General features: G+C 44.2%; 16 protein-coding genes. 8 read left to right on the top strand and 8 right to left on the bottom strand.

Going from position 1 to position 18,844, the window contains the following annotated elements; all coding sequences use genetic code 11:
* The first annotated feature begins 27 nt into the window (after positions 1 to 27).
* Positions 28 to 999, top strand: coding sequence for an elongation factor P--(R)-beta-lysine ligase (epmA, locus tag FIU99_RS01005; RefSeq protein WP_152471947.1), 972 nt, complete (start codon positions 28 to 30; stop codon positions 997 to 999).
* Positions 1,000 to 1,043: 44 nt separating this feature from the next.
* Here the strand turns inward: epmA and FIU99_RS01010 are convergent, their stop codons facing one another.
* From FIU99_RS01010 to FIU99_RS01025, 4 genes are all read right to left on the bottom strand, one after another.
* The gene (locus FIU99_RS01010) at positions 1,044 to 3,227 is read right to left on the bottom strand and encodes a YjbH domain-containing protein (RefSeq protein ID WP_006963320.1); all 2,184 of its coding nucleotides are present in this window, start codon (positions 3,225 to 3,227) and stop codon (positions 1,044 to 1,046) included.
* Positions 3,227 to 3,967: a capsule biosynthesis GfcC family protein gene (locus FIU99_RS01015; RefSeq protein ID WP_006963318.1), complete on the bottom strand. Its 741-nt coding sequence runs from the start codon at positions 3,965 to 3,967 to the stop codon at positions 3,227 to 3,229. Before FIU99_RS01015 ends, FIU99_RS01010 begins: the two co-directional genes overlap by 1 nt.
* A 5-nt stretch (positions 3,968 to 3,972) precedes the next feature.
* The gene (locus FIU99_RS01020) at positions 3,973 to 4,635 is read right to left on the bottom strand and encodes a YjbF family lipoprotein (protein ID WP_039952728.1); all 663 of its coding nucleotides are present in this window, start codon (positions 4,633 to 4,635) and stop codon (positions 3,973 to 3,975) included.
* Positions 4,636 to 4,711: 76 nt separating this feature from the next.
* Positions 4,712 to 4,966: a hypothetical protein gene (locus FIU99_RS01025; protein WP_006963314.1), complete on the bottom strand. Its 255-nt coding sequence runs from the start codon at positions 4,964 to 4,966 to the stop codon at positions 4,712 to 4,714.
* Between the two features lie 241 nt (positions 4,967 to 5,207).
* Between FIU99_RS01025 and FIU99_RS01030 the strand changes: the two genes are divergently transcribed.
* From FIU99_RS01030 to cysE, 7 genes are all read left to right on the top strand, one after another.
* Complete coding sequence (locus FIU99_RS01030) at positions 5,208 to 6,476, top strand: hypothetical protein (protein WP_006963312.1); 1,269 nt, start codon at positions 5,208 to 5,210, stop codon at positions 6,474 to 6,476.
* Positions 6,477 to 6,517: 41 nt separating this feature from the next.
* Complete coding sequence (locus FIU99_RS01035; RefSeq protein WP_039952726.1) at positions 6,518 to 9,220, top strand: SLBB domain-containing protein; 2,703 nt, start codon at positions 6,518 to 6,520, stop codon at positions 9,218 to 9,220.
* A gap of 55 nt (positions 9,221 to 9,275) precedes the next feature.
* The gene (locus tag FIU99_RS01040; protein WP_006963308.1) at positions 9,276 to 10,238 is read left to right on the top strand and encodes a Wzz/FepE/Etk N-terminal domain-containing protein; all 963 of its coding nucleotides are present in this window, start codon (positions 9,276 to 9,278) and stop codon (positions 10,236 to 10,238) included.
* 121 nt (positions 10,239 to 10,359) lie between these two features.
* Positions 10,360 to 10,794, top strand: a complete 435-nt coding sequence (locus tag FIU99_RS01045) for a rhodanese-like domain-containing protein (RefSeq protein ID WP_021457395.1) — start codon at positions 10,360 to 10,362, stop codon at positions 10,792 to 10,794.
* Between the two features lie 152 nt (positions 10,795 to 10,946).
* A complete protein-coding gene (gene secB / locus FIU99_RS01050) occupies positions 10,947 to 11,414 on the top strand; it encodes a protein-export chaperone SecB (protein ID WP_006963304.1) in 468 nt (155 codons plus the stop codon).
* 150 nt (positions 11,415 to 11,564) lie between these two features.
* Positions 11,565 to 12,599 carry an NAD(P)H-dependent glycerol-3-phosphate dehydrogenase gene (gene gpsA, locus FIU99_RS01055; protein WP_006963302.1) on the top strand — a complete coding sequence of 345 codons (1,035 nt, stop codon included), beginning with the start codon at positions 11,565 to 11,567 and terminating at the stop codon, positions 12,597 to 12,599.
* A gap of 59 nt (positions 12,600 to 12,658) precedes the next feature.
* Positions 12,659 to 13,480 carry a serine O-acetyltransferase gene (gene cysE, locus FIU99_RS01060; RefSeq protein ID WP_006963300.1) on the top strand — a complete coding sequence of 274 codons (822 nt, stop codon included), beginning with the start codon at positions 12,659 to 12,661 and terminating at the stop codon, positions 13,478 to 13,480.
* 65 nt (positions 13,481 to 13,545) lie between these two features.
* Here the strand turns inward: cysE and FIU99_RS01065 are convergent, their stop codons facing one another.
* From FIU99_RS01065 to FIU99_RS01080, 4 genes are all read right to left on the bottom strand, one after another.
* Positions 13,546 to 14,085 carry a PadR family transcriptional regulator gene (locus tag FIU99_RS01065; protein WP_006963298.1) on the bottom strand — a complete coding sequence of 180 codons (540 nt, stop codon included), beginning with the start codon at positions 14,083 to 14,085 and terminating at the stop codon, positions 13,546 to 13,548.
* 400 nt (positions 14,086 to 14,485) lie between these two features.
* On the bottom strand, positions 14,486 to 17,119 hold the full coding sequence (gene ppc, locus FIU99_RS01070; RefSeq protein WP_006963294.1) for a phosphoenolpyruvate carboxylase: 2,634 nt from the start codon (positions 17,117 to 17,119) through the stop codon (positions 14,486 to 14,488).
* A gap of 148 nt (positions 17,120 to 17,267) precedes the next feature.
* Positions 17,268 to 17,900, bottom strand: coding sequence for a uracil-DNA glycosylase family protein (locus FIU99_RS01075; protein WP_006963291.1), 633 nt, complete (start codon positions 17,898 to 17,900; stop codon positions 17,268 to 17,270).
* Positions 17,900 to 18,820, bottom strand: coding sequence for a D-2-hydroxyacid dehydrogenase (locus tag FIU99_RS01080; RefSeq protein ID WP_006963289.1), 921 nt, complete (start codon positions 18,818 to 18,820; stop codon positions 17,900 to 17,902). The genes FIU99_RS01075 and FIU99_RS01080 overlap by 1 nt, the downstream gene beginning before the upstream one ends.
* Positions 18,821 to 18,844: the final 24 nt, after the last annotated feature.

Here is an 18,844-nt window from a genome sequence, read left to right on the forward strand (position 1 = left end):
ACAATAAAGCATCATGAGAGATTAGGTATGCAGGCAGATTGGCAACCCACAGCAAGCATTGAACAGTTAAAGCAGCGAGCTAATTTAATTCGACAGGTACGCCAGTTTTTTGATGATAGAGATGTCCTCGAAGTTGATACGCCTGCGATGAGTCATGCGACGGTAACGGACATCCATCTTCATACATTTCAAACTGATTTTGTCGGCCCGGGCTATGCGAAAGGCAAGAAGCTCTACCTGATGACCAGCCCAGAGTTCCATATGAAGCGCTTACTCGCGGCGGGAAGTGGTTGTATCTACCAGATCTGCAAGTCTTTTCGAAATGAGGAAAATGGTCGATATCACAACCCTGAATTCACCATGCTTGAATGGTATCGGATCGGATTTGATCACCACCAGTTGATGGATGAAATGGATGACCTACTGCAGCGACTTCTGAAAGTTGGCGCAGCGGAGCGTATGACGTATCAGCAGGCGTTTCTACAAGTGCTAAGTGTGTGTCCTTTAGAGGCGTCGATGGATGAACTGAAGGTGACTGCTGATAAGCTTGGGCTCAGTGATATTGCTCAACCTGAGCAAGACAGGGATATCTTGCTGCAACTATTATTTAGTGTTGGAGTTGAACCTGAAATAGGCCAGCATGTCCCCGTATTTGTATATGATTTTCCTGCGTCACAAGCCGCATTGGCAAGGATAAACCGCCAAGACAGCCGCGTTGCGGATCGCTTTGAGGTGTACTTTAAAGGAATAGAGTTAGCAAATGGCTTCCATGAGTTAGACAATGCAACAGAACAACTTAAACGTTTTGAGTCAGATAATGCCAAACGAGAACAAATGGGATTAAATACGCAGCCTATTGATAATCATTTGATCAAAGCACTAGAGGCAGGCTTGCCAAAGTGTGCGGGAGTAGCATTAGGTATCGATCGCCTAGTTATGTTGGCGACCAGCAATGATCACATTGATAAGATAACCGCATTCCCTTTCCCTAGAGCATAATAGTAAAAAGGCTGACACTGCTGTCAGCCTTTTGGTTCTTTACGCTACTCAACAGTGCTTGGTTTCTGATACCACTGAGAACGAACGTCTGTTTTATCGAACAGATTGTACTGTTTCTTCAGCATTTGTCCGCCATCTCGGGTAATAGGTTCCCATGAAATGTCTGCGCGACTAGTGCTTGGTTTTATCGTCATGATGTCCAAAGGAATCGAAATATAGAAACCTTTGTTGTAACTTCCTTCGCCATATTCTTCTGCCGTTAAATCGGTAAATGTTGCGTAAGCACCGACAATCACGCCAGACTTGAATTGCTTAGAAAAATCGAAGCGAGCACCCATGTCTCCTCCCAAGAACTTACCTGCACTAATCTTAAACAGCGTATCTCTTAGGAAGTCCCAATTTGGCATATAATAACCCGTGACATGACCTGTCGTACCTTGACTTAAAACATATGCTTGGCAAGACGGTGTTGGGTCATTACAGGTTGCTTCATCATAGAAGAAGTAATCTTCACCATATGTGCCAAACCATGAATCAGGGTCGCGTTGGCTGACTAGGTTAGCGTCGAAGCCTACTGCCCAGTTTTTATTCATTGGTCTGTATAGTACTTCACCGCCGACACCAGCAAACATCATTTCGAGATAGCCACCGTACATCTGGGTGTAAATTTCTTCGAATGGCTGCTCAAACCATGTGAGCTGAAGATGGTTGAGCCTGACTGGATTATCATGCACATAGGCACGGAACATGGTTCGGACTCTAGGTGTTGAGTAATTTCTTACATGTGGTGAGTTTTCGATGTAGTTAAACTTGTCGTAGTTGTCGACCAAGTTGAAGATGATTGAACCGCCAAACTCAAGGTTATCCGTTAGCCAGTAGTTCGAATTTGCGCTGATGCCTAAACTGTACAAATAGAATGACTCTGGACCACCGATGCTCTGCTTTAGGACAGGTTCTAAGCCATAATCCCAGCGCTCTTTGTTTTCTGCTATAGGGTCCTTGGTAATACTCTTAGGCTCAGATTCCTCAAAACTGTCTTTGACTTTTGCTTCGGTTGATAAGTAATTCGCTGCAGTGAGGTATTTCTGTTTATCGATGGTGGTTTCTTTAAGGTCCATACCGTCTTGTTGTTCTACGATTTTAAATACGCGAATCAGGTCATTTGAATTGTTAGACAAAATGGCTGCGGTCCGATCTAGCGCTTCTTCTCTGTCGCGGTACTTCTTCTGTTGGCCTTTGACTATGATGGTATCGCCATCAAGTGCAATCGAGTTTTTCTCAAAGCCTGCGTTTAACTCAATCTGCTTTGCTGCCGATTGCCAGTCAGGGTTATTATTGTTAACGTTGGTGACAGCCTGTTTGGGCTCATCACGCCATGTTGCTCTCATGTCGTTGAAATTGGTGTAGATATTGATACCAAAAGTGATCGTATCTCCGCGCTGATAGCTGGCTTTTGCGTCCCCCCAATCTCCTAAACGATAGTTAATGCCTACATTCCACGGAGTGTGCTGAGGCATTGGTTTACCTGAGCGTACGGGGTAGTCTTGTGTATAGTCATTGCCATCGTATTCGAGTTTTAAGCGGAGTGGTGTGTAAGGTGTTTGGTACTCAAGACCACCAAATACAGCTGCAGGGCCTTTAAACCATCGCTCGTAATCGACACTACCGCCTGTACCTCTGAAATCACTGTCGCGAGTACAGTATTCATCGCTTGCTTTACAGAAAGGATTGGTCACATTACCACGCTGGCCTAAGTAACCCCAGCCAAGGCCTAGGGTTACGTCCAAATTGCCAAAGCGTTTTGTCGCAGCAATAAATTCACCGTCAAATAGGCCGGTCCCACCAAAATCACGAACACCAATTGAAGCCTCAGGTAGCCAGTAACCTTCTTGCCAAAGGCGGACTTTGAAATCGATGCCTTTGTCAGTATACAAATTATCGCCACTGTAGGAAGGATCGCTACTAAATAACAAGTCTGGTACTCGTGTGTAGCGCACCGTTGACTCCAGCCAGGTCATTAACTGAATTGATGCAGTGTATTGTTGGTAGTCGTCGTTGACGCTAACACCTATATTGAATTCTCCTTCTTCGGCCATACGTCCTGAAGGCATCTGCATTAGCCCCACTCCACCAAAATCGGTTTGGGAGACTTTAAGATTATCGCTTGCCTGAACTGTTGAAACGAAACCAAGAAAGAGGAATAAAGAGGTGATTGCATTAAGTTTCATTAGTAATTTCTTCTCCAGGCAATTAGAGAGACAATATCTTGCTCAAGCTGAGAAAGCTCTTTTGATGGATTGTTAAATCCTAGGAAGATGCTAGAGCCCGGAGGAAGTGGGGTATTCTCATCATTCCAGTAAGCGAAACCAACTTGCTTATAATTGCCATCTGGGTAGATAACCCAAGCATAACTATTGCTGGCGCTAGAAAGCACTCTAGACGTTGATAAGTAATCTTTGACCGTCCAATCAGGCCTTGCTTCTGGCATAGTGGTACTAAAAAATAACCCCTCTAAGTGTATGTTTGTCGGACGATCTGGATATTCGAATTGGTAATGACCGCTAAGCATAGGGTTGGCTGAAGGTGTCAGGCGAACGAAGTCTAGATCTAATGAGACGTTTTCTCTATAACCTACTGACCAAGTTTTCACTTGTTCGCGCAGAATACCCAGACTTTCGTAAAGTGTCGGCTCTTGCGTTTTGAGTTTATCAATTAAGTTCAGTACAGCCTGTTTTTTGTTATTGGCGACTCTTTGTTTATCTATGTTAAATAGAGCGTTATTCAGTGGATAACTAAATGGGGCATTGTTCTCGCTGTGTAATACAGTGTCCGCAATAGCTCTCTCAAGGCGTACAGGTGCAGTGTAGTCAATCACTAATTGCTCACTTGGAAGCTCTAATTTTACGGTGTTAGCAATAGCGTCACTGAAAACACCTAGAGAGAAAAGAAATAAAAAGCTACGAGTCATCTAGATCACCCCTTAAATGGCTTGAGTATTTCTTGCTCGATGAAAAGTTGGTCTGGAATGACCCATTGGGCTGATTTCAATACATCTCCATTGTCATTCACCCAAAAAGTGCTTTGCATGGTTTCACCCAATCTTTCAAATGAAATATACTCATGCCAGATTTTGACCTTTTGAGACCACATCACAGAGTCTAATTTAATTGTTGCCACAGACTCTGTGGTGACTTTTGCTTGGTGATTATATTGGTATTCAGGTTGCCAATCGTATACGGAAGTCCAGTGATACTGAGGAGTGTTAAAATGTATGATGCTATTGGGCGATATTTTGCCAGCTAGGTTTGCCTCTGGGAGGTTATAAGTCCTGACGATACGACCTTCTTCGGTAACAATCATCGCTTTGTCACTGGAGAGCCATTTATGCTGAGTTTTTCCAGATTGTGGATTTTTTTCAACGAATGCAAGCACCATAAAAATTTGTGGCCCATCATTAATCTTAAAATAGCTGCTAGCATAGGGTATTTTTTCGATTGTTTCTTTATTTAAAATTACGTCCTCAAAGCCCCAGAACGCTTCTTTTAGTGTGTCATTAGTGTCTGAAAAACGTTGTGTGCACCCAGTTAAAAAGGCAGAAAGAGCAACTATAGATAGGGCAAGTAGTTTATTTGTCATGATGAAAGCTCGAACTAATAAATATCGCAAAAAAACACCCTTAGCGGAGCTAAGGGTGTTTGTTGGTTAAACTAAATTAATTAGTTGTACCGTCTGTTCCATCATTATCTGATGCAGCAACGGCAACAGCGGCAACAGTAACAGCTGCGCCAACTGCTACTGCTGTTGTTGTCGCTACACCTGCCGCTGCTGTTGAGGCTGCAGCAGTAGAACCTGCAGCAGTACCACCAGCAGTTGAACCGCCAGCAGTGCTAGCGGCGGTACTTTCCTCAGCGAAAGCACCAGCAGACGCGCATAACGCAACTAACATCGTTAGAGCAATTTTCTTCATTGAGTGTTCCTTGTAAATTTACAATTTAACATCGATGTAGGAACAAATTATTTTGTTCCAGTTTTGATTCTATTTCACTTTTTTATATCTGTAAAAATTTAAATTTCTTTAATGCAAGGTGATCACAATATGGTGGATTGCTTAATCTATATCGCCCTTTATAATGAGCTAAAACTAAGGAAATCGGTTCTGAATTTGCTCGTATTGTTTATCGATTCAGAGACATACATAAGTAGGATACATGCCAAGGATTGAAATATTTAGGTTATTTGTACCATTTACATCTATTATGTTAATTAGTAATTATGCCTATTCTTCTCCTTGGATCGAAGCAAGTGATCCTTTTTTAAGGTCATCTATGGTCGCGCTAAGTGATGGAGCAGTGCTTAACGGCGTAACTAGCACATTTCCATTACGTTGGTCATCTGCAGCAGGAGATAAAAGTTTCGTCGATATATCTAGTGGCTTAAATGTCGAATTTTCTCACTTTAATTACGCTCTTCAGACGGCTAAACTTAATCGTGGTAATCGTCGCTTCGCATTATCAGGTGGTAATAAAGAGTTAGACAATGGTTGGTTTGCGGATATAAAGCGTGATAAATGGGCTGTAGAAGCGAGCTATGAATACCTAGCTAACAGTTATGCGTATAGGCTCAACTCTTCTTATTACCTAGAGCATGCTAATGATCAAGAGTTTTCTTTTAAAGACAGTTACATTGCACTGAATGCTGGCCGCGCGTTACTTGATATAAGTATGCTACCTAGATGGTGGGGGCACGGTTGGAATCACAGTCTCATTTTAGCAACGTCAGGAAATGATTTAGATGCTGGTCTGAACTGGATCGGAGACAATCATTTTCTTGGAGTGTGGAGTGTAAATATTGTGACCTCAAAGTTAGAGGATCTCGATTATGAATACAGAACCTCTATGAGATATGCTGGTAAACTGAATTCTTGGTTAGAGCTCGGTTTTACTCAGCATTATTGGTTTGAAGCAAATACGAATTACGTAGCAAAAAATCAGAAGCAATCCGCTGTCGATGTAAAGCTAACTTTACCAAAAGTATATAATGTGCAGCATGGGCTGTATGCTGAAGTAGCCTCAGCTCAAAAGGAAAATAGTTTAGGTGCTTACCTGATAGGTTGGAGTGGACATAAGCCTATATTCAACAGTTCATTTCGTGTAGCGGTCGAATATCAGTCAATGACTTCGAAAGAGCGCAAATTAATTGTGGATGAAGGAATTGATAATTACTTGCAGGCTAGTTACCTGAATGAAAGTAGTTGGTCGTTGAGTAGTTATCTTCAACTAGTCAATGATCATCAGGTTTCTGCGATTGTTTCGACGCAAAAATTATTGAATGACAAAAATGACAGGCAGAGACAATATCAACTGGCTTACCAGCTTCCTGCATTCCAAGGAAGAATTAAGCTTAGCGCAGATTATATCAATAAAGACACCAATGACAGTGAGATGGTATTTGGTTCTAGGTATGAATTTAGGTTTTGATTGTGTCGCTAACACCAGAGAACAGTAGATTATATAATTTAATGAGTATCACAACTTTGAAGTTCAATATACATATGTTGGCTGCCTCAATACTCCTAAGTGCGAGTGTCAACGCAGCAACGCCAACTCAAGATCAGATCAATCAGTTCCAATCTCTCCCTAAAGCCCAACAAGAACAGCTTGCTCGGCAAATGGGGGTCGATCTTTCTGCAATAAATTCTCTCGGTGCTGCTTCTTCTAGTGCAGATACAGAAATCCCTGAAATGAAGAAATCAGAGAGAGCGACCGAAGTTTCAGGGAAAGATACTGAAGCGGTTAATGAACAAAAAGCCTCTGAATTGCCTTATTTTGGGTACGATGTTTTTTCAGGGGGATCACTAGATTTTACTCCCGTCGATAATTTGCCTGTTCCTCATGACTACATTATTGCCCCTGGGGATGAAGTTCGAGTTCAACTGTATGGAAAGTCTTATAGTGACTTAAAGTTAAAAATCGATAGAGAGGGCAAACTCAATATCCCTGAATATGGCCCCGAATATGTTGCAGGACAAACGTTTAGCGAGCTAAAAAGCTATGTAGCATCGCTTATTCAGCGTAAGTCTATTGGTGTCGAAGCGGTTGTCTCTTTGAGTGCCATGCGAACCATGCAGGTGTTTGTTACTGGTGATGTTAAGCAGCCCGGCGCTTATAATGTCAATGGGCTGACTACTTTATCTCAAGCTTTGATAGCAGCAGGCGGAATCAAATTTACGGGCAGTTTACGAGATATTAAAGTAAAACGACTTGGAAAAACTGTGGTGTCATTTGATGCTTATGATTTGATAGTTAATGGTAATTCTAGCCAAGATATTCGTTTACAAGCTGGAGACACTATTCTTGTTCCTGCGAAGCAAGCTGAGATTGTGGTCAAAGGTGAAGTCCTTCGCCCTGCTCACTACGAAATCAAATTAGATAGTCGCTTAAATGGCTTAATCAATATCGCTGGTGGGGCTTTACCTAGTGCTTATTTATCAAAAGTTAGTGTGAAAAGGCGCAGCGTAAAGGGCATTGAGCCGCTGACATTAGATTTGTCATCCCCACATGGGGAAAATTTTAAATTACAAGCAGGTGATGAAGTCTCTTTATTGCCAGTAGGTGATAAACTGGATAATGCCATCGCACTTCGTGGTGAACTATTCCGTCAAGGTGCTTATCAATTTGTAGAAGGGCTTAGGATCAGTGATGTGATCAGCCGAGTTGATCTCAAAGAAAACGCAGACCTGTCTTATGCGCTACTGGTTAGAGAAAAGCCTGACAGCCGTGATATTAGTGTATGGCAATTTAATTTAGGTAAGGTGTTAAAGTCGCCAAGCTCGGTCGATAATTTTTCTCTTCACAAAGGTGACCAGTTATTTGTATTTGATAATGGCTTAAACGTAGATTACTGGTATAGAGAGCAAAAATCTACTAGCTCCAAGAGAGCGAAGAAGCTCAGTGAGAGTATTGATAGGAACACTGTTGAGCAATATCAAGATAAAACGCTCCAAAATGAGCAATTACCATCAGTTGACTCGAAGAGCGTTGTTGTACTGGACTCAGAAACAGGCGCTCTTGTAGAAAAAGAGCAGCAAAAGAAACTTGATATTGCTGACGATGATAAGTTTGCGCTAGCGGATGATTTTCGCTTGTCTAGTCGAGAGTCCTTGCTAAAACCAATCATTGAAAGGCTTAAAGGCCAAGCTAACATTACCGAGCAAGCAAAAATTATAGAAGTCACAGGCGCAGTAAAATATCCAGGAGTTTATCCTTTGGCTGAGAATGCCAACTTTGAAAAACTGATTGCTTCTGCTGGTGGTTTTGCTGAGCAAGCATTTATGTATAGCGCTGAATTAAGTCGTTCGGAAAAAGTAAAGCAAGACTTTGTTGTTCAGCACTACTCTTTCTCCCCGAATGAGATTCTGAGTGGTCAGGAAAAGCTTGATATTCAGGCACAAGATCACATTGTGATCAAGACTCAGCCAAATTGGCAACGTGGCAATTCAATTGAATTACAAGGTGAAGTTGTTTTTCCGGGAACCTATACCTTCCAGCGCGGTGAAACGATTCAAGACCTTATAGAGCGTGCAGGTGGATTAACTCAGTTTGCCTATGCTCAAGGAGCGGTATTTAGTCGTGAAAGTTTGCGCCGTCAAGAAGAAGAGAGGTTGAAGCTACTCAATCTACAATTGAAACAAGAAATTGGTAACTTAGCGCTACGTCGGCAAAACTCAAGCGCTACCTTTACTACTAGCCCAACTGAAGCGATGACTATTGCCGATGAGCTTGCATCGACTGAGGCCATTGGTCGTTTAGTCATTAACCTTCCTGAAGCGCTAGCTGGAAATTCTGATGCTGATATTATGGTTGAAAAAGGTGACAAACTATATGTCCCTGCAAGGCAGCCAATTGTGAGTGTGATGGGAGAAGTGCAGTTTTCCTCTAACCATACTTTTACTCCTGGGATGACTATCGAAGATTATATTTCTTCGGCTGGCGGCACTAAAAAACAAGCGGATACAGACCGAGTTTATGTTGTGCGTGCTGATGGTTCTGTCATGCTGCCCAACAATTCATTTTGGTTCAGTCGTAAATCTAATCCTTTGGAACCTGGGGACACAATCATCGTGCCTTTAGATACGGATTACCTAGATGGCTTGAGCACATTGACTTCAGCGACGCAAATCTTGTACCAAATTGGTGTAGCTTGGAGTGCTGTAAAAGATTAATTAGTTTATTAGCTCTCTATTGTCTAGAGAGCGCTTTTATATTCAAGAAGATATTATGAATAAGCCAGTCATTCATGAACGTAATTTCACTCAAGTCCAAGACTTGTCAATTGTTAATGATGAAATAGATTTAAGGGGGGTGTTCCTTGCCCTTTGGAGTGGAAAGTGGGTGGTAATTGTTACTGCCGTACTATTTACAATAGGCGGTGTTTGGTTTGCTTTATCCCAACCGAATACTTACCGAGCATCTGCAACCTTGGTCTCTGCAAATGATGAAAAAAGTGGTGGGCTAGCTGCAATGGCTAGTCAGTTTGGAGGACTTGCCTCTTTGGCGGGAATTAACGTCGGAGGTGGGAGAACAGACGATAAGTCTGTATCTCTTGCAACGTTGGAATCTCGTAAGTTTATCAATGCATTTATTGATAAATATGCTTTACTTCCAATTTTGATGGCAACGGAATATTGGGATAAGGAGAATAATAAGTTAGTACTGAACCCAGAGTTTTATGATGGTATTCGTTGGTTAAATGATCCCGAGGATCCAGAAAAATCTCTCGAGCCTACAGCTTGGCAAGCTTACAAAAAATTTAAAGGTGTTCTAAATGTGTCCGAAGCTACAGATACGGGTATTGTAAGCGTTAGCATTACTCACTTGTCTCCATACGTGGCACAGCAATGGACTCAGTGGCTGGTTAAGGAGCTTAACCTATGGATGAAAGAAGAGTCTTTAACTGAAACGAATCGCAATATTGAATATCTTGAACAACAGTTGGACAGAACCAAAGTCGTTGATATGCAAAATGTATTTTACCAACTTATTGAGGAGCAAACGAAAACCTTAATGCTGGCTGAAGTGAAAGATGAATATGCGTTTAAAGTTATCGACCCTCCTGTGGTACCTGAAGAAAAGGTTGGCCCTAAACGAGCATTGATATGTATCCTAGCGACATTGTTTGGGGGGATTTTAGGTGTAGCGATTGTTCTTATCCGTTATGCATTTCGTCGAGAGAATGACTAGCTATTTAACTATCAAACTTAAGGTGCTCTCGCCTTAAGTTCTCATCCCCGCTATACTCCCAGTCTGAATTTTAGTCCAGAGCTGCTTAACAAAGCAGCTCTATTATTGAAGAGCACAGGACATGCAAGAATACATCGCATTTTTTCAAGAGAACATGATTCTCTCTCTAGTATGGGTTGGTCTATTGGTTGCCCTTATTATGAATATCGTCAAATCAACGACAGCGGCATACAAAGAGATCACTGCATCACAAACGACACAACTTATGAACCGTGAAAATGGTGTTGTGGTGGATATTCGTAGTAAAGATGAGTTCCGTAAGGGGCATATTACCGATGCAGTTCACATTTTACCTTCTGATATCAAGGCCGGTAACTTTGGCAGCCTTGAAAACCACAAATCTAGCCCAATCATTGTGGTATGCAAAACAGGTCAGACAGCACAAGAGAGTGCTAACCTTCTGGCAAAAGCAGGCTTTGAAAATGTCAGCTTGCTGAAGAATGGCCTGATTGCTTGGAATGAAGCAAACTTGCCTTTGGTTAAAGGCAAAAAATAAATTTAGTGGCTTTACTGAAAACGCTGATTGAAAAATCAGCGTTTGTTATAGAGAGATGTGAACATTTCCACGAATTTTAGCGGAAACCTAGTCATAGCAAGCTCTCTCGGTTAGTCTCCAAGCAGACAACTTGATTATTAAAGGATTTCAAAATGGCTGAAGCAGCACCACAACAAGACGTACAAAACTTTGCGATTCAACGTATCTTCCTTAAAGACGTATCTTTTGAAGCGCCTAACTCACCAAATATGTTCCAGAAAGAGTGGAACCCAGATGTGAAGCTAGATCTAGACACTCAAAGTCGCGAGCTTGGTGAAGGGGTTTATGAGGTTGTTCTACGTCTGACTGTAACGGTGAAGAATGAAGAAGAAACTGCGTTTTTGTGTGAAGTTCAACAAGGTGGTATTTTTACTGCTGACAAAATGGAAGCAGGCCAGCTTGCGCATTGTCTAGGTGCATTCTGCCCTAACATTCTATTCCCATACGCTCGTGAAACGATTTCTAGCCTAGTTGTTAAAGGTACATTCCCACAACTGAACTTAGCGCCAGTTAACTTCGACGCTCTGTTTATGAACTACCTGCAGCAACAAGCTCAGCAAGAAGGCACTGCGGAAGCTTAATTGCTTTACCGCTGTTTCTCGGCATAAACAAAATGCACAGAGCATCAAAGGATGTGATGTGCATTTTTTGTTTATTGCCTACAATAGTTCCTTACACTGAAACCATTCGAAGTTCCAACTTCCAAATTTTTAATACGATCGGGCGGATTAATGACGGACTCAGACATTCAAAACGGCTACGGGAAAGAAATTGCTATGACGGTGCTTGGTGCTGGCTCATACGGTACATCTCTGGCTATTTCACTGGCGAGAAATGGCGCGAATGTGGTGATTTGGGGCCATGACCCTGAGCATATGGCACGTTTGCAGTCGGATAGAGCGAATCACGAATTCTTGCCAGATATTGATTTTCCACAATCACTGATTGTTGAGTCAGATTTAGAAAAAGCCGTGCAGGCCAGTCGCGATTTACTGGTTGTGGTACCGAGTCATGTGTTTGGTATCGTGCTTAACAACATTAAGCCTCATTTAAGAGCCGACTCACGTATTTGCTGGGCAACGAAAGGGCTTGAGCCAGAGACAGGGCGTCTGCTGAAAGATGTGGCTGTAGAAGCGTTGGGGGAAGGGTACTCTTTAGCTGTGCTATCAGGACCTACGTTTGCCAAAGAGCTTGCGATGGGCATGCCAACGGCGATTTCAGTGGCCTCCCCTGATGAAAGTTTTGTTTCTGAACTCCAAGAGAAAATTCACTGCAGCAAGACGTTTCGTGTCTATGCCAACAGTGACTTTACAGGTATGCAGTTGGGTGGCGCAGTTAAGAACGTGATTGCGATCGGTGCTGGCATGTCAGACGGTATTGGTTTTGGCGCTAACGCTCGAACGGCTCTGATTACTCGTGGCCTTGCTGAAATGACGCGTCTTGGCGCTGCATTAGGTGCGCAGCCAGAAACCTTCATGGGTATGGCGGGGTTGGGGGATCTGGTTCTGACTTGTACAGATAACCAATCACGTAACCGTCGCTTTGGCCTAGCTCTAGGTCAGGGTAAAGATGTGGATACTGCTCAAGATGAGATTGGCCAGGTCGTCGAAGGCTATCGTAATACCAAAGAGGTCTGGCTATTGTCACAGCGCATGGGTGTCGAGATGCCAATTGTTGACCAAATTTATCAAGTGTTGTATCAAGGAAAAGATGCACACATGGCAGCAAAAGATTTGCTTGCTCGTGATAAGAAATCAGAGGCGTAAACGTCCAGAGACACGGAAAGCGAAAAACACTTAAGCAAGCTTAGGTGAAGGGTTGAGAAATGAAACATTGTGAAAAACAGAAAGTATGGCAAGCCATTGTTCGCGAAGCGCGAGAGCTTTCAGAACAAGAGCCAATGCTAGCAAGCTTTTACCATGCGACGATCATCAAGCATGAAAGCCTAGCAGCCGCGCTGAGTTATATTTTAGCCAACAAGCTGAATACAGCGTCTATGCCAGCGATGGCCGTGCGAGAAGTGGTTGAAGAAGCTTTTAACGCTGATCACTCGATAACAGAAGCGGCGGCTTGTGACATCTGTGCTACAGTGAATCGAGATCCTGCGGTTTCTATGTACTCAATGCCTTTACTGTACTTGAAAGGCTATCATGCTTTGCAAGGTTATCGTGTGGCGAACTGGTTATGGCGCCAGGGTCGCATTGCGCTGGCCACCTACCTGCAAAACCAGATTTCAGTGGCGTGCCAGGTGGATATTCATCCGGCAGCAAAAATTGGTCATGGCATCATGCTTGACCACGCAACGGGCATAGTGATTGGCGAAACGGCGGTCGTCGAAAATGATGTCTCGATTCTGCAAGACGTAACGTTAGGCGGTACTGGTAAAGAGTGCGGAGATCGACATCCGAAGATCCGTGAAGGGGTGATGATCGGCGCGGGCGCTAAGATTCTTGGCAATATTGAAGTTGGTGAAGGCGCTAAGATTGGGTCTTGCTCTGTCGTATTGCAGCCAGTTCCTGCTCACACCACGGTGGCGGGTGTACCAGCTAAGATTGTTGGTCGCCCTAAAACGGATAAGCCCTCACTGGATATGGATCAACAGTTTAACGGCCGTTCACAAAGCTTTATTGGTGGAGACGGCATTTAACACTGAACCGCTGATAAGAAAACAAAAAAGGGTTGAAGTTTTGGCTTCAACCCTTTTTTATCGCATTAGCCTAGAGAGGCTAATTCAGCGAGTACTTCTTCAGCCCATTCAATCCAAGCTTGGCGAACCAATAGATTACGGCGAAGCGTTAAACGTTCCAAGCGCTGCTGTTTATCCAAAGTTGCAGGAGTTGAATAGTACGCATTTTCTATTTCTTGATAGTGAGCCACTAGCTTGCGTGATTCCTCAACCAATTCAGCCAGTTGTTCACGATAAGGTGCGGAAGGTTGAACGGCGCAAGCCATCAACTTAGCGGAGAATTCATCACGAACTGTTGGGTGCGCTGTTGGCTGATCGAACCATTCACCTAAAGCGACACGGCCTGAATCTGTGATCGAATATACTTTGCGGTCTGGTTTGCCTTCTTGAGGTTCTAATACGCAGGTAACCAACTCATTCTGAGCCATTTTATTCAGCTCGCGGTAAACTTGTTGGTGGCTTGCTTTCCAGAAGTAACCAATAGTGGCGGAAAATTCTTTGGTGATATCATATCCAGTTGCGTCGCGTGTGCTCAGAACTGTCAGGATAACGTGTGGTAATGACATGTCTTCAATCCAAATGGTCAAATAACTACTAACAACTGCTTAGTTACTGTCGTGCTTCTGTGGCACTTATCATCAGTTAATTTCTTTAAGCAGCGCCAACAAAGTTGGCCATGTCACCTTAAAAGCCGTTTTATCACCTAGAGCGATATGTAGATGTTGTTGTGTATCGCAAGGGAGCATTAGTATATCTAAATAATAAGCATAAAGTGGAATAGAAGGACAAAATAACCCAAAAAACTGATAATTTGCTCAATAAATGGATATTTTAGTTTATTGTCCTGCTTGATTGATAGTTTTGCCACTTTTTTGTTTAAATAATGCTATTTGATTTGACGTTTTTAGAATCAGATATAGTAAAGGCTGCCCGTTGAGACAGCCTTTTTTGTACTTTGTTACAAGTTTATCCTGTGTTGCGCATGCCCGCTGCAATACCAGCGATAGTTACCATCAATGCTTCTTCCAGCTCAGGTGACGCAGCGTCGCTCTGACGAGTACGATAAAGCAGTTCAGCCTGCAGCATGTTCAATGGCTCGACGTAAATGTTACGCAGACGGATTGACTCCTGACCCCACGGATCGCTTTGCATCAGGTTCTCGTTGTTTTCAACGTTGAGTACCGCTTTGATATCTTGCTGAAGTTGAGCTCGCAGCTTATCGCCAAGAGGCAGCAGTTTAGGATCAGCTAAGCGCTCATCATAGTAACGTGAGATCTCAAGGTTACACTTGGTGTACACCATTTCCAGCATGCCTAAGCGAGTGGAGAAGAACGGCCACTCACGACACATCTCTTCGAGTAGCGCCTGATGACCTTTATCGATGGAGTATTGAATGGCTTCACCAGCACCTAACCACGCCGGTAGAACCAAACGGTTTTGACTCCAAGAGAAGATCCATGGAATTGCACGTAAGCTTTCTACGCCACCTTTTGGATTACGTTTAGCGGGGCGAGAGCCAAGAGGTAGTTTACCTAACTCCAATTCTGGCGTTGCCTGACGGAAGTACGGAACAAAGTCAGGTTCACCGCGAACAACACTTCGATACGCCTCACAACTGACCTCTGAAAGTACATTCATCAGATCACGCCACTCTTGTTTTGGTTCGGGAGGCGGCAGCAGGTTAGCTTCCAAGATCGCACTGGCATATAGATTGAAGCTATTGACAGCAACTTCAGGTAAGCCCAGCTTGAAGCGGATCATTTCCCCTTGTTCTGTCACTCGCAGGCCACCTTTCAAGCTCTTCGGTGGTTGAGACAATAGAGCTGCATGAGCGGGCGCACCGCCTCGACCAATGGTGCCACCTCGACCATGGAATAGTGTCAGTTCAACCCCTTCTTCTTCAGCGACTTTGACCAGTGCTTCCATCGCATGATACTGAGCCCAGCCCGCTGACATCACACCAGCATCTTTTGCAGAATCAGAGTAACCGATCATCACCATTTGGTGGTTCTGGATAAAGCCACGGTAGAGATCAATGCCCATCAATTGTTTGATCACGGATTCGGCATTATTCAGATCGTCTAACGTTTCAAACAGTGGGCAGACATCCATGCGATATGGACAGCCTGCTTCTTGCAGAAGTAAATGTACGGCCAATACGTCAGAAGCCGTGCGCGCCATAGAAATCACGTAAGCCCCAAAGGCTTCACGTGGCTGGGCGGCGACAATCTTACAGGTATCGAGTACTTCTTGGACTTGCTCGGATGGTTGCCAGTCACGTGGGAGAAGTGGGCGTTTAGAAGCCAGCTCATTGGTCAAAAACGCTATCTTGTCCTGTTCGCTCCACTGGTTGTAATCACCAATGCCAAGGTAGCGAGTCAGCTCTGATAAAGCATCGGAGTGGCGCGTACTTTCCTGACGAATATCGAGGCGTACCAGATGAACCCCAAAGGCTTTGATTCGGCGTAGCGTGTCGAGAAGCGAGCCATCAGCAATGATGCCCATACCGCACTCATGAAGAGATTGGTAACAAGCATAAAGAGGTTCCCATAACTGCTCGACACATTGAAGGGGAGCTTTAACAGCCAGCTTCTGACCATTTACTTTGGCATCCAGTATTTCTTTGGTTTCAGTCAGCAAAGCTCGCAGCTGTTTCAGTACGGCGCGGTAAGGTTCGTGTTCGTCTTCTCCCGCGAGCGAGCGTACCGCGTCATTGCAGCGGGTCATCGACAGTTCACTGACCAGCTCATTGATGTCATTGAGGTAGAGATCTGCGGCTTTCCAGCGTGACAGCAGCATGACTTCTCGGGTAATAGTGTGGGTGACAAATGGGTTACCATCACGGTCGCCACCCATCCAAGAAGAGAAATGCACAGGGCGAGCATCAATAGGCAGGCCTTCTTCAAGATAACCACGCAGACGACCATCCAATTCGCGTAAGAAGTCAGGCACTGCTTCCCACAGGGAGTTCTCGACGACGGCAAAGCCCCATTTGGCTTCATCAAGAGGGGTTGGACGCTGCTGACGAATAGTGTCAGAGTGCCAGCCTTGGGCAATCAATTGTTCGAGGCGACGTTCAGTCTTCTGGCGTTCTTTGGCTGACAGGTCGTTTAACTCTAGTTTCGACAAACACTTATTGATTTTGACCAGCTTGTTGATCATGGTGCGTCGAGTGATTTCGGTTGGGTGCGCAGTAAGCACTAACTCAATGTTGAGAGCTCGCACCGCTTGAGCAGTGTCGAGTTTGCTTATGTCGTTTTGGCTAAGTTTGGAAAACAGGTTGTTGATGGCGTCTGGTTCGCAGACATGTGCATCGCAATGACGTGAAATAGTGTGGTACTGCTCCGCCATGTTCGTCAGGTTGAGGAACTGGTTGAAAGCGTGGGCAACAGGCGTCAGTTGCTCATCGGGTAGGCTTTTAATTTCCTCAATCAAGCTTTCACGATCTGATTGATTACCAGAAAGCGCAGACTTAGAAAGCTTACGAATCGTTTCTACTTTTTCCAGAAGTGCATCACCATGGGCGTCCTTAATGGTATTACCGAGCAAGTGTCCCAACATGCTCACGTTGCTTCTGAGTGCAGAGTATTTCTCGTTCATTGTCGTCCTGCCTTGTAAAAAAATTACATCCATTGTTCCTTGTTAAGTAGACAATCTAGCGAAAAATATCGCTGTGAGTCAAATGCTGTAGGCTAAGATTGCAAATATTGTGCAAGTGAATGCAACTAAGGTGATGTGGCTATTTTTTCTATATTTGTTGAAACTTTATTACAGAAATACGAGCTGATTCAAAACTCGTTTCTTGTTCAAGCCCTATATGAGCATGAACGTATTCGCGGATAAAAGGCACCACTTCGGCTTCGAACCAAGGGTTACGCTTTAACCACAAAGTATTTCTCGGAGAAGGGTGAGGTAGGGGCAAATAGTGAGGTGCCCACTGCTGCCACGCTCTGACGGTTTCGGTGAGTGTTTTCGGTTTGTCTTGCAGATAATAGTTTTGTGCATACTGGCCTATCAACAGCGTCATACCGATGTTAGGCAGTTGTTCGAGCACCTTACTGTGCCATTGCGGGGCACACTCTTTTCTTGGAGGGAGATCACCGCTTTTGCCTTTGCCGGGATAACACAGCCCCATGGGCATGATGGCTATCTTGGTCGCGTCATAAAAGGCCGTTTTATCAAGCTTAAGCCATTGTCTTAACCTGTCACCGCTCGGGTCATTCCAAGGGATGGACGTTTTGTGCACTCGGGTCCCTGGCGCTTGGCCGATGATCAGTAGCTTGGCTTCTTTACTCGCCTGAATAATGGGATTGGCTCCCAGGGGTAGATTAGGCTCGCACAGCCGGCATTGGCGAATTTGTTGGAGCAGATCTTCTAGCATCAGTAACCTTTGTCGAGATCGACTTCATTCAGTAGAGAAAACCCATCTCGCCAACGTTGATAGTTGTCAGCAAAGATCTCGACTACCTGTTCAGGGAAGCTAAGAGCGGCGATATGCGGAGTGATTGTAACAGCTGGGTGGTGCCAGAATGGATGGCTGGCTTCGAGTGGCTCGTTTTCAAACACATCAAGAAAGGCATGGGCAATGGCTTGCTCTTCTATAGCGGCAAGTAAACCGTTCTCACACACGACATCACCGCGGCCCACATTGAATAGTAAGGCGGATTGGCAGTGACTGAGAGACTGATGATTAAGTAGATGATGTGTTTCTTTGGTACTGGGCAGCGTGTTAACTACCACATCGACTCGGCTCAGTACACTGTCTAGCTCCTGAATATGGTAAGTTTCGTCAAAAGGAGAATGCATGGACGGAATACCACTGCGGTTAATACCGATCACTTTTATGCCAAATGCCTGAGCCGTTTTGGCGAGATGGTTACCTATTGAGCCAGTCCCTAAAATCAATAAAGTGAGTGCGCTTAGAGATTGATAGGGTTTGGGCTCCCATTTGGCCTGATTCTGACTTTCTTGATAGTGCAAAAAGTGGCGATGATGTTGAATAAGGTAACCGAGAACGTATTCCGAGATTTGCTGACCAAATATCCCCTTCACATTGGTGAGGAGAAAATTCGGGGTGTTGGTGGTGAGAGCGTCGACTCCAGCATAAACCGATTGCATCCACTCTACGTTGGGAAAATCACTAAGCCGTTTGGCGACCAGTGGTGGAGAGGCGAGTAAAATAGAAGCATCTTCTGGATTGTCGGTGATCTCGAGATCCGGTAACTGCAGCTTGTCGATCTGCTGCTGGTAAGTTTCGTTGTGCTCAGTCAGTAAATAGACTTTGTTGGTGAAATTGTTCATCGGCTTCGCTTTTTTCCACTATGG

This window comes from Vibrio sp. THAF64 (genome assembly GCF_009363455.1).
Classification (GTDB): Bacteria; Pseudomonadota; Gammaproteobacteria; order Enterobacterales; family Vibrionaceae; genus Vibrio; species Vibrio coralliilyticus.

Bases quoted from the DNA above. Each gene is read 5' to 3' on its own strand.
- epmA (WP_152471947.1), top strand. From the start codon at position 28: ATGCAGGCAGATTGGCAACCCACAGCAAGCATTGAACAGTTAAAGCAG.
- FIU99_RS01010 (WP_006963320.1), bottom strand. From the start codon at position 3,227: ATGAAACTTAATGCAATCACCTCTTTATTCCTCTTTCTTGGTTTCGTT.
- FIU99_RS01015 (WP_006963318.1), bottom strand. From the start codon at position 3,967: ATGACTCGTAGCTTTTTATTTCTTTTCTCTCTAGGTGTTTTCAGTGAC.
- FIU99_RS01020 (WP_039952728.1), bottom strand. From the start codon at position 4,635: ATGACAAATAAACTACTTGCCCTATCTATAGTTGCTCTTTCTGCCTTT.
- FIU99_RS01025 (WP_006963314.1), bottom strand. From the start codon at position 4,966: ATGAAGAAAATTGCTCTAACGATGTTAGTTGCGTTATGCGCGTCTGCT.
- FIU99_RS01030 (WP_006963312.1), top strand. From the start codon at position 5,208: ATGCCAAGGATTGAAATATTTAGGTTATTTGTACCATTTACATCTATT.
- FIU99_RS01035 (WP_039952726.1), top strand. From the start codon at position 6,518: ATGAGTATCACAACTTTGAAGTTCAATATACATATGTTGGCTGCCTCA.
- FIU99_RS01040 (WP_006963308.1), top strand. From the start codon at position 9,276: ATGAATAAGCCAGTCATTCATGAACGTAATTTCACTCAAGTCCAAGAC.
- FIU99_RS01045 (WP_021457395.1), top strand. From the start codon at position 10,360: ATGCAAGAATACATCGCATTTTTTCAAGAGAACATGATTCTCTCTCTA.
- secB (WP_006963304.1), top strand. From the start codon at position 10,947: ATGGCTGAAGCAGCACCACAACAAGACGTACAAAACTTTGCGATTCAA.
- gpsA (WP_006963302.1), top strand. From the start codon at position 11,565: ATGACGGACTCAGACATTCAAAACGGCTACGGGAAAGAAATTGCTATG.
- cysE (WP_006963300.1), top strand. From the start codon at position 12,659: ATGAAACATTGTGAAAAACAGAAAGTATGGCAAGCCATTGTTCGCGAA.
- FIU99_RS01065 (WP_006963298.1), bottom strand. From the start codon at position 14,085: ATGTCATTACCACACGTTATCCTGACAGTTCTGAGCACACGCGACGCA.
- ppc (WP_006963294.1), bottom strand. From the start codon at position 17,119: ATGAACGAGAAATACTCTGCACTCAGAAGCAACGTGAGCATGTTGGGA.
- FIU99_RS01075 (WP_006963291.1), bottom strand. From the start codon at position 17,900: ATGCTAGAAGATCTGCTCCAACAAATTCGCCAATGCCGGCTGTGCGAG.
- FIU99_RS01080 (WP_006963289.1), bottom strand. From the start codon at position 18,820: ATGAACAATTTCACCAACAAAGTCTATTTACTGACTGAGCACAACGAA.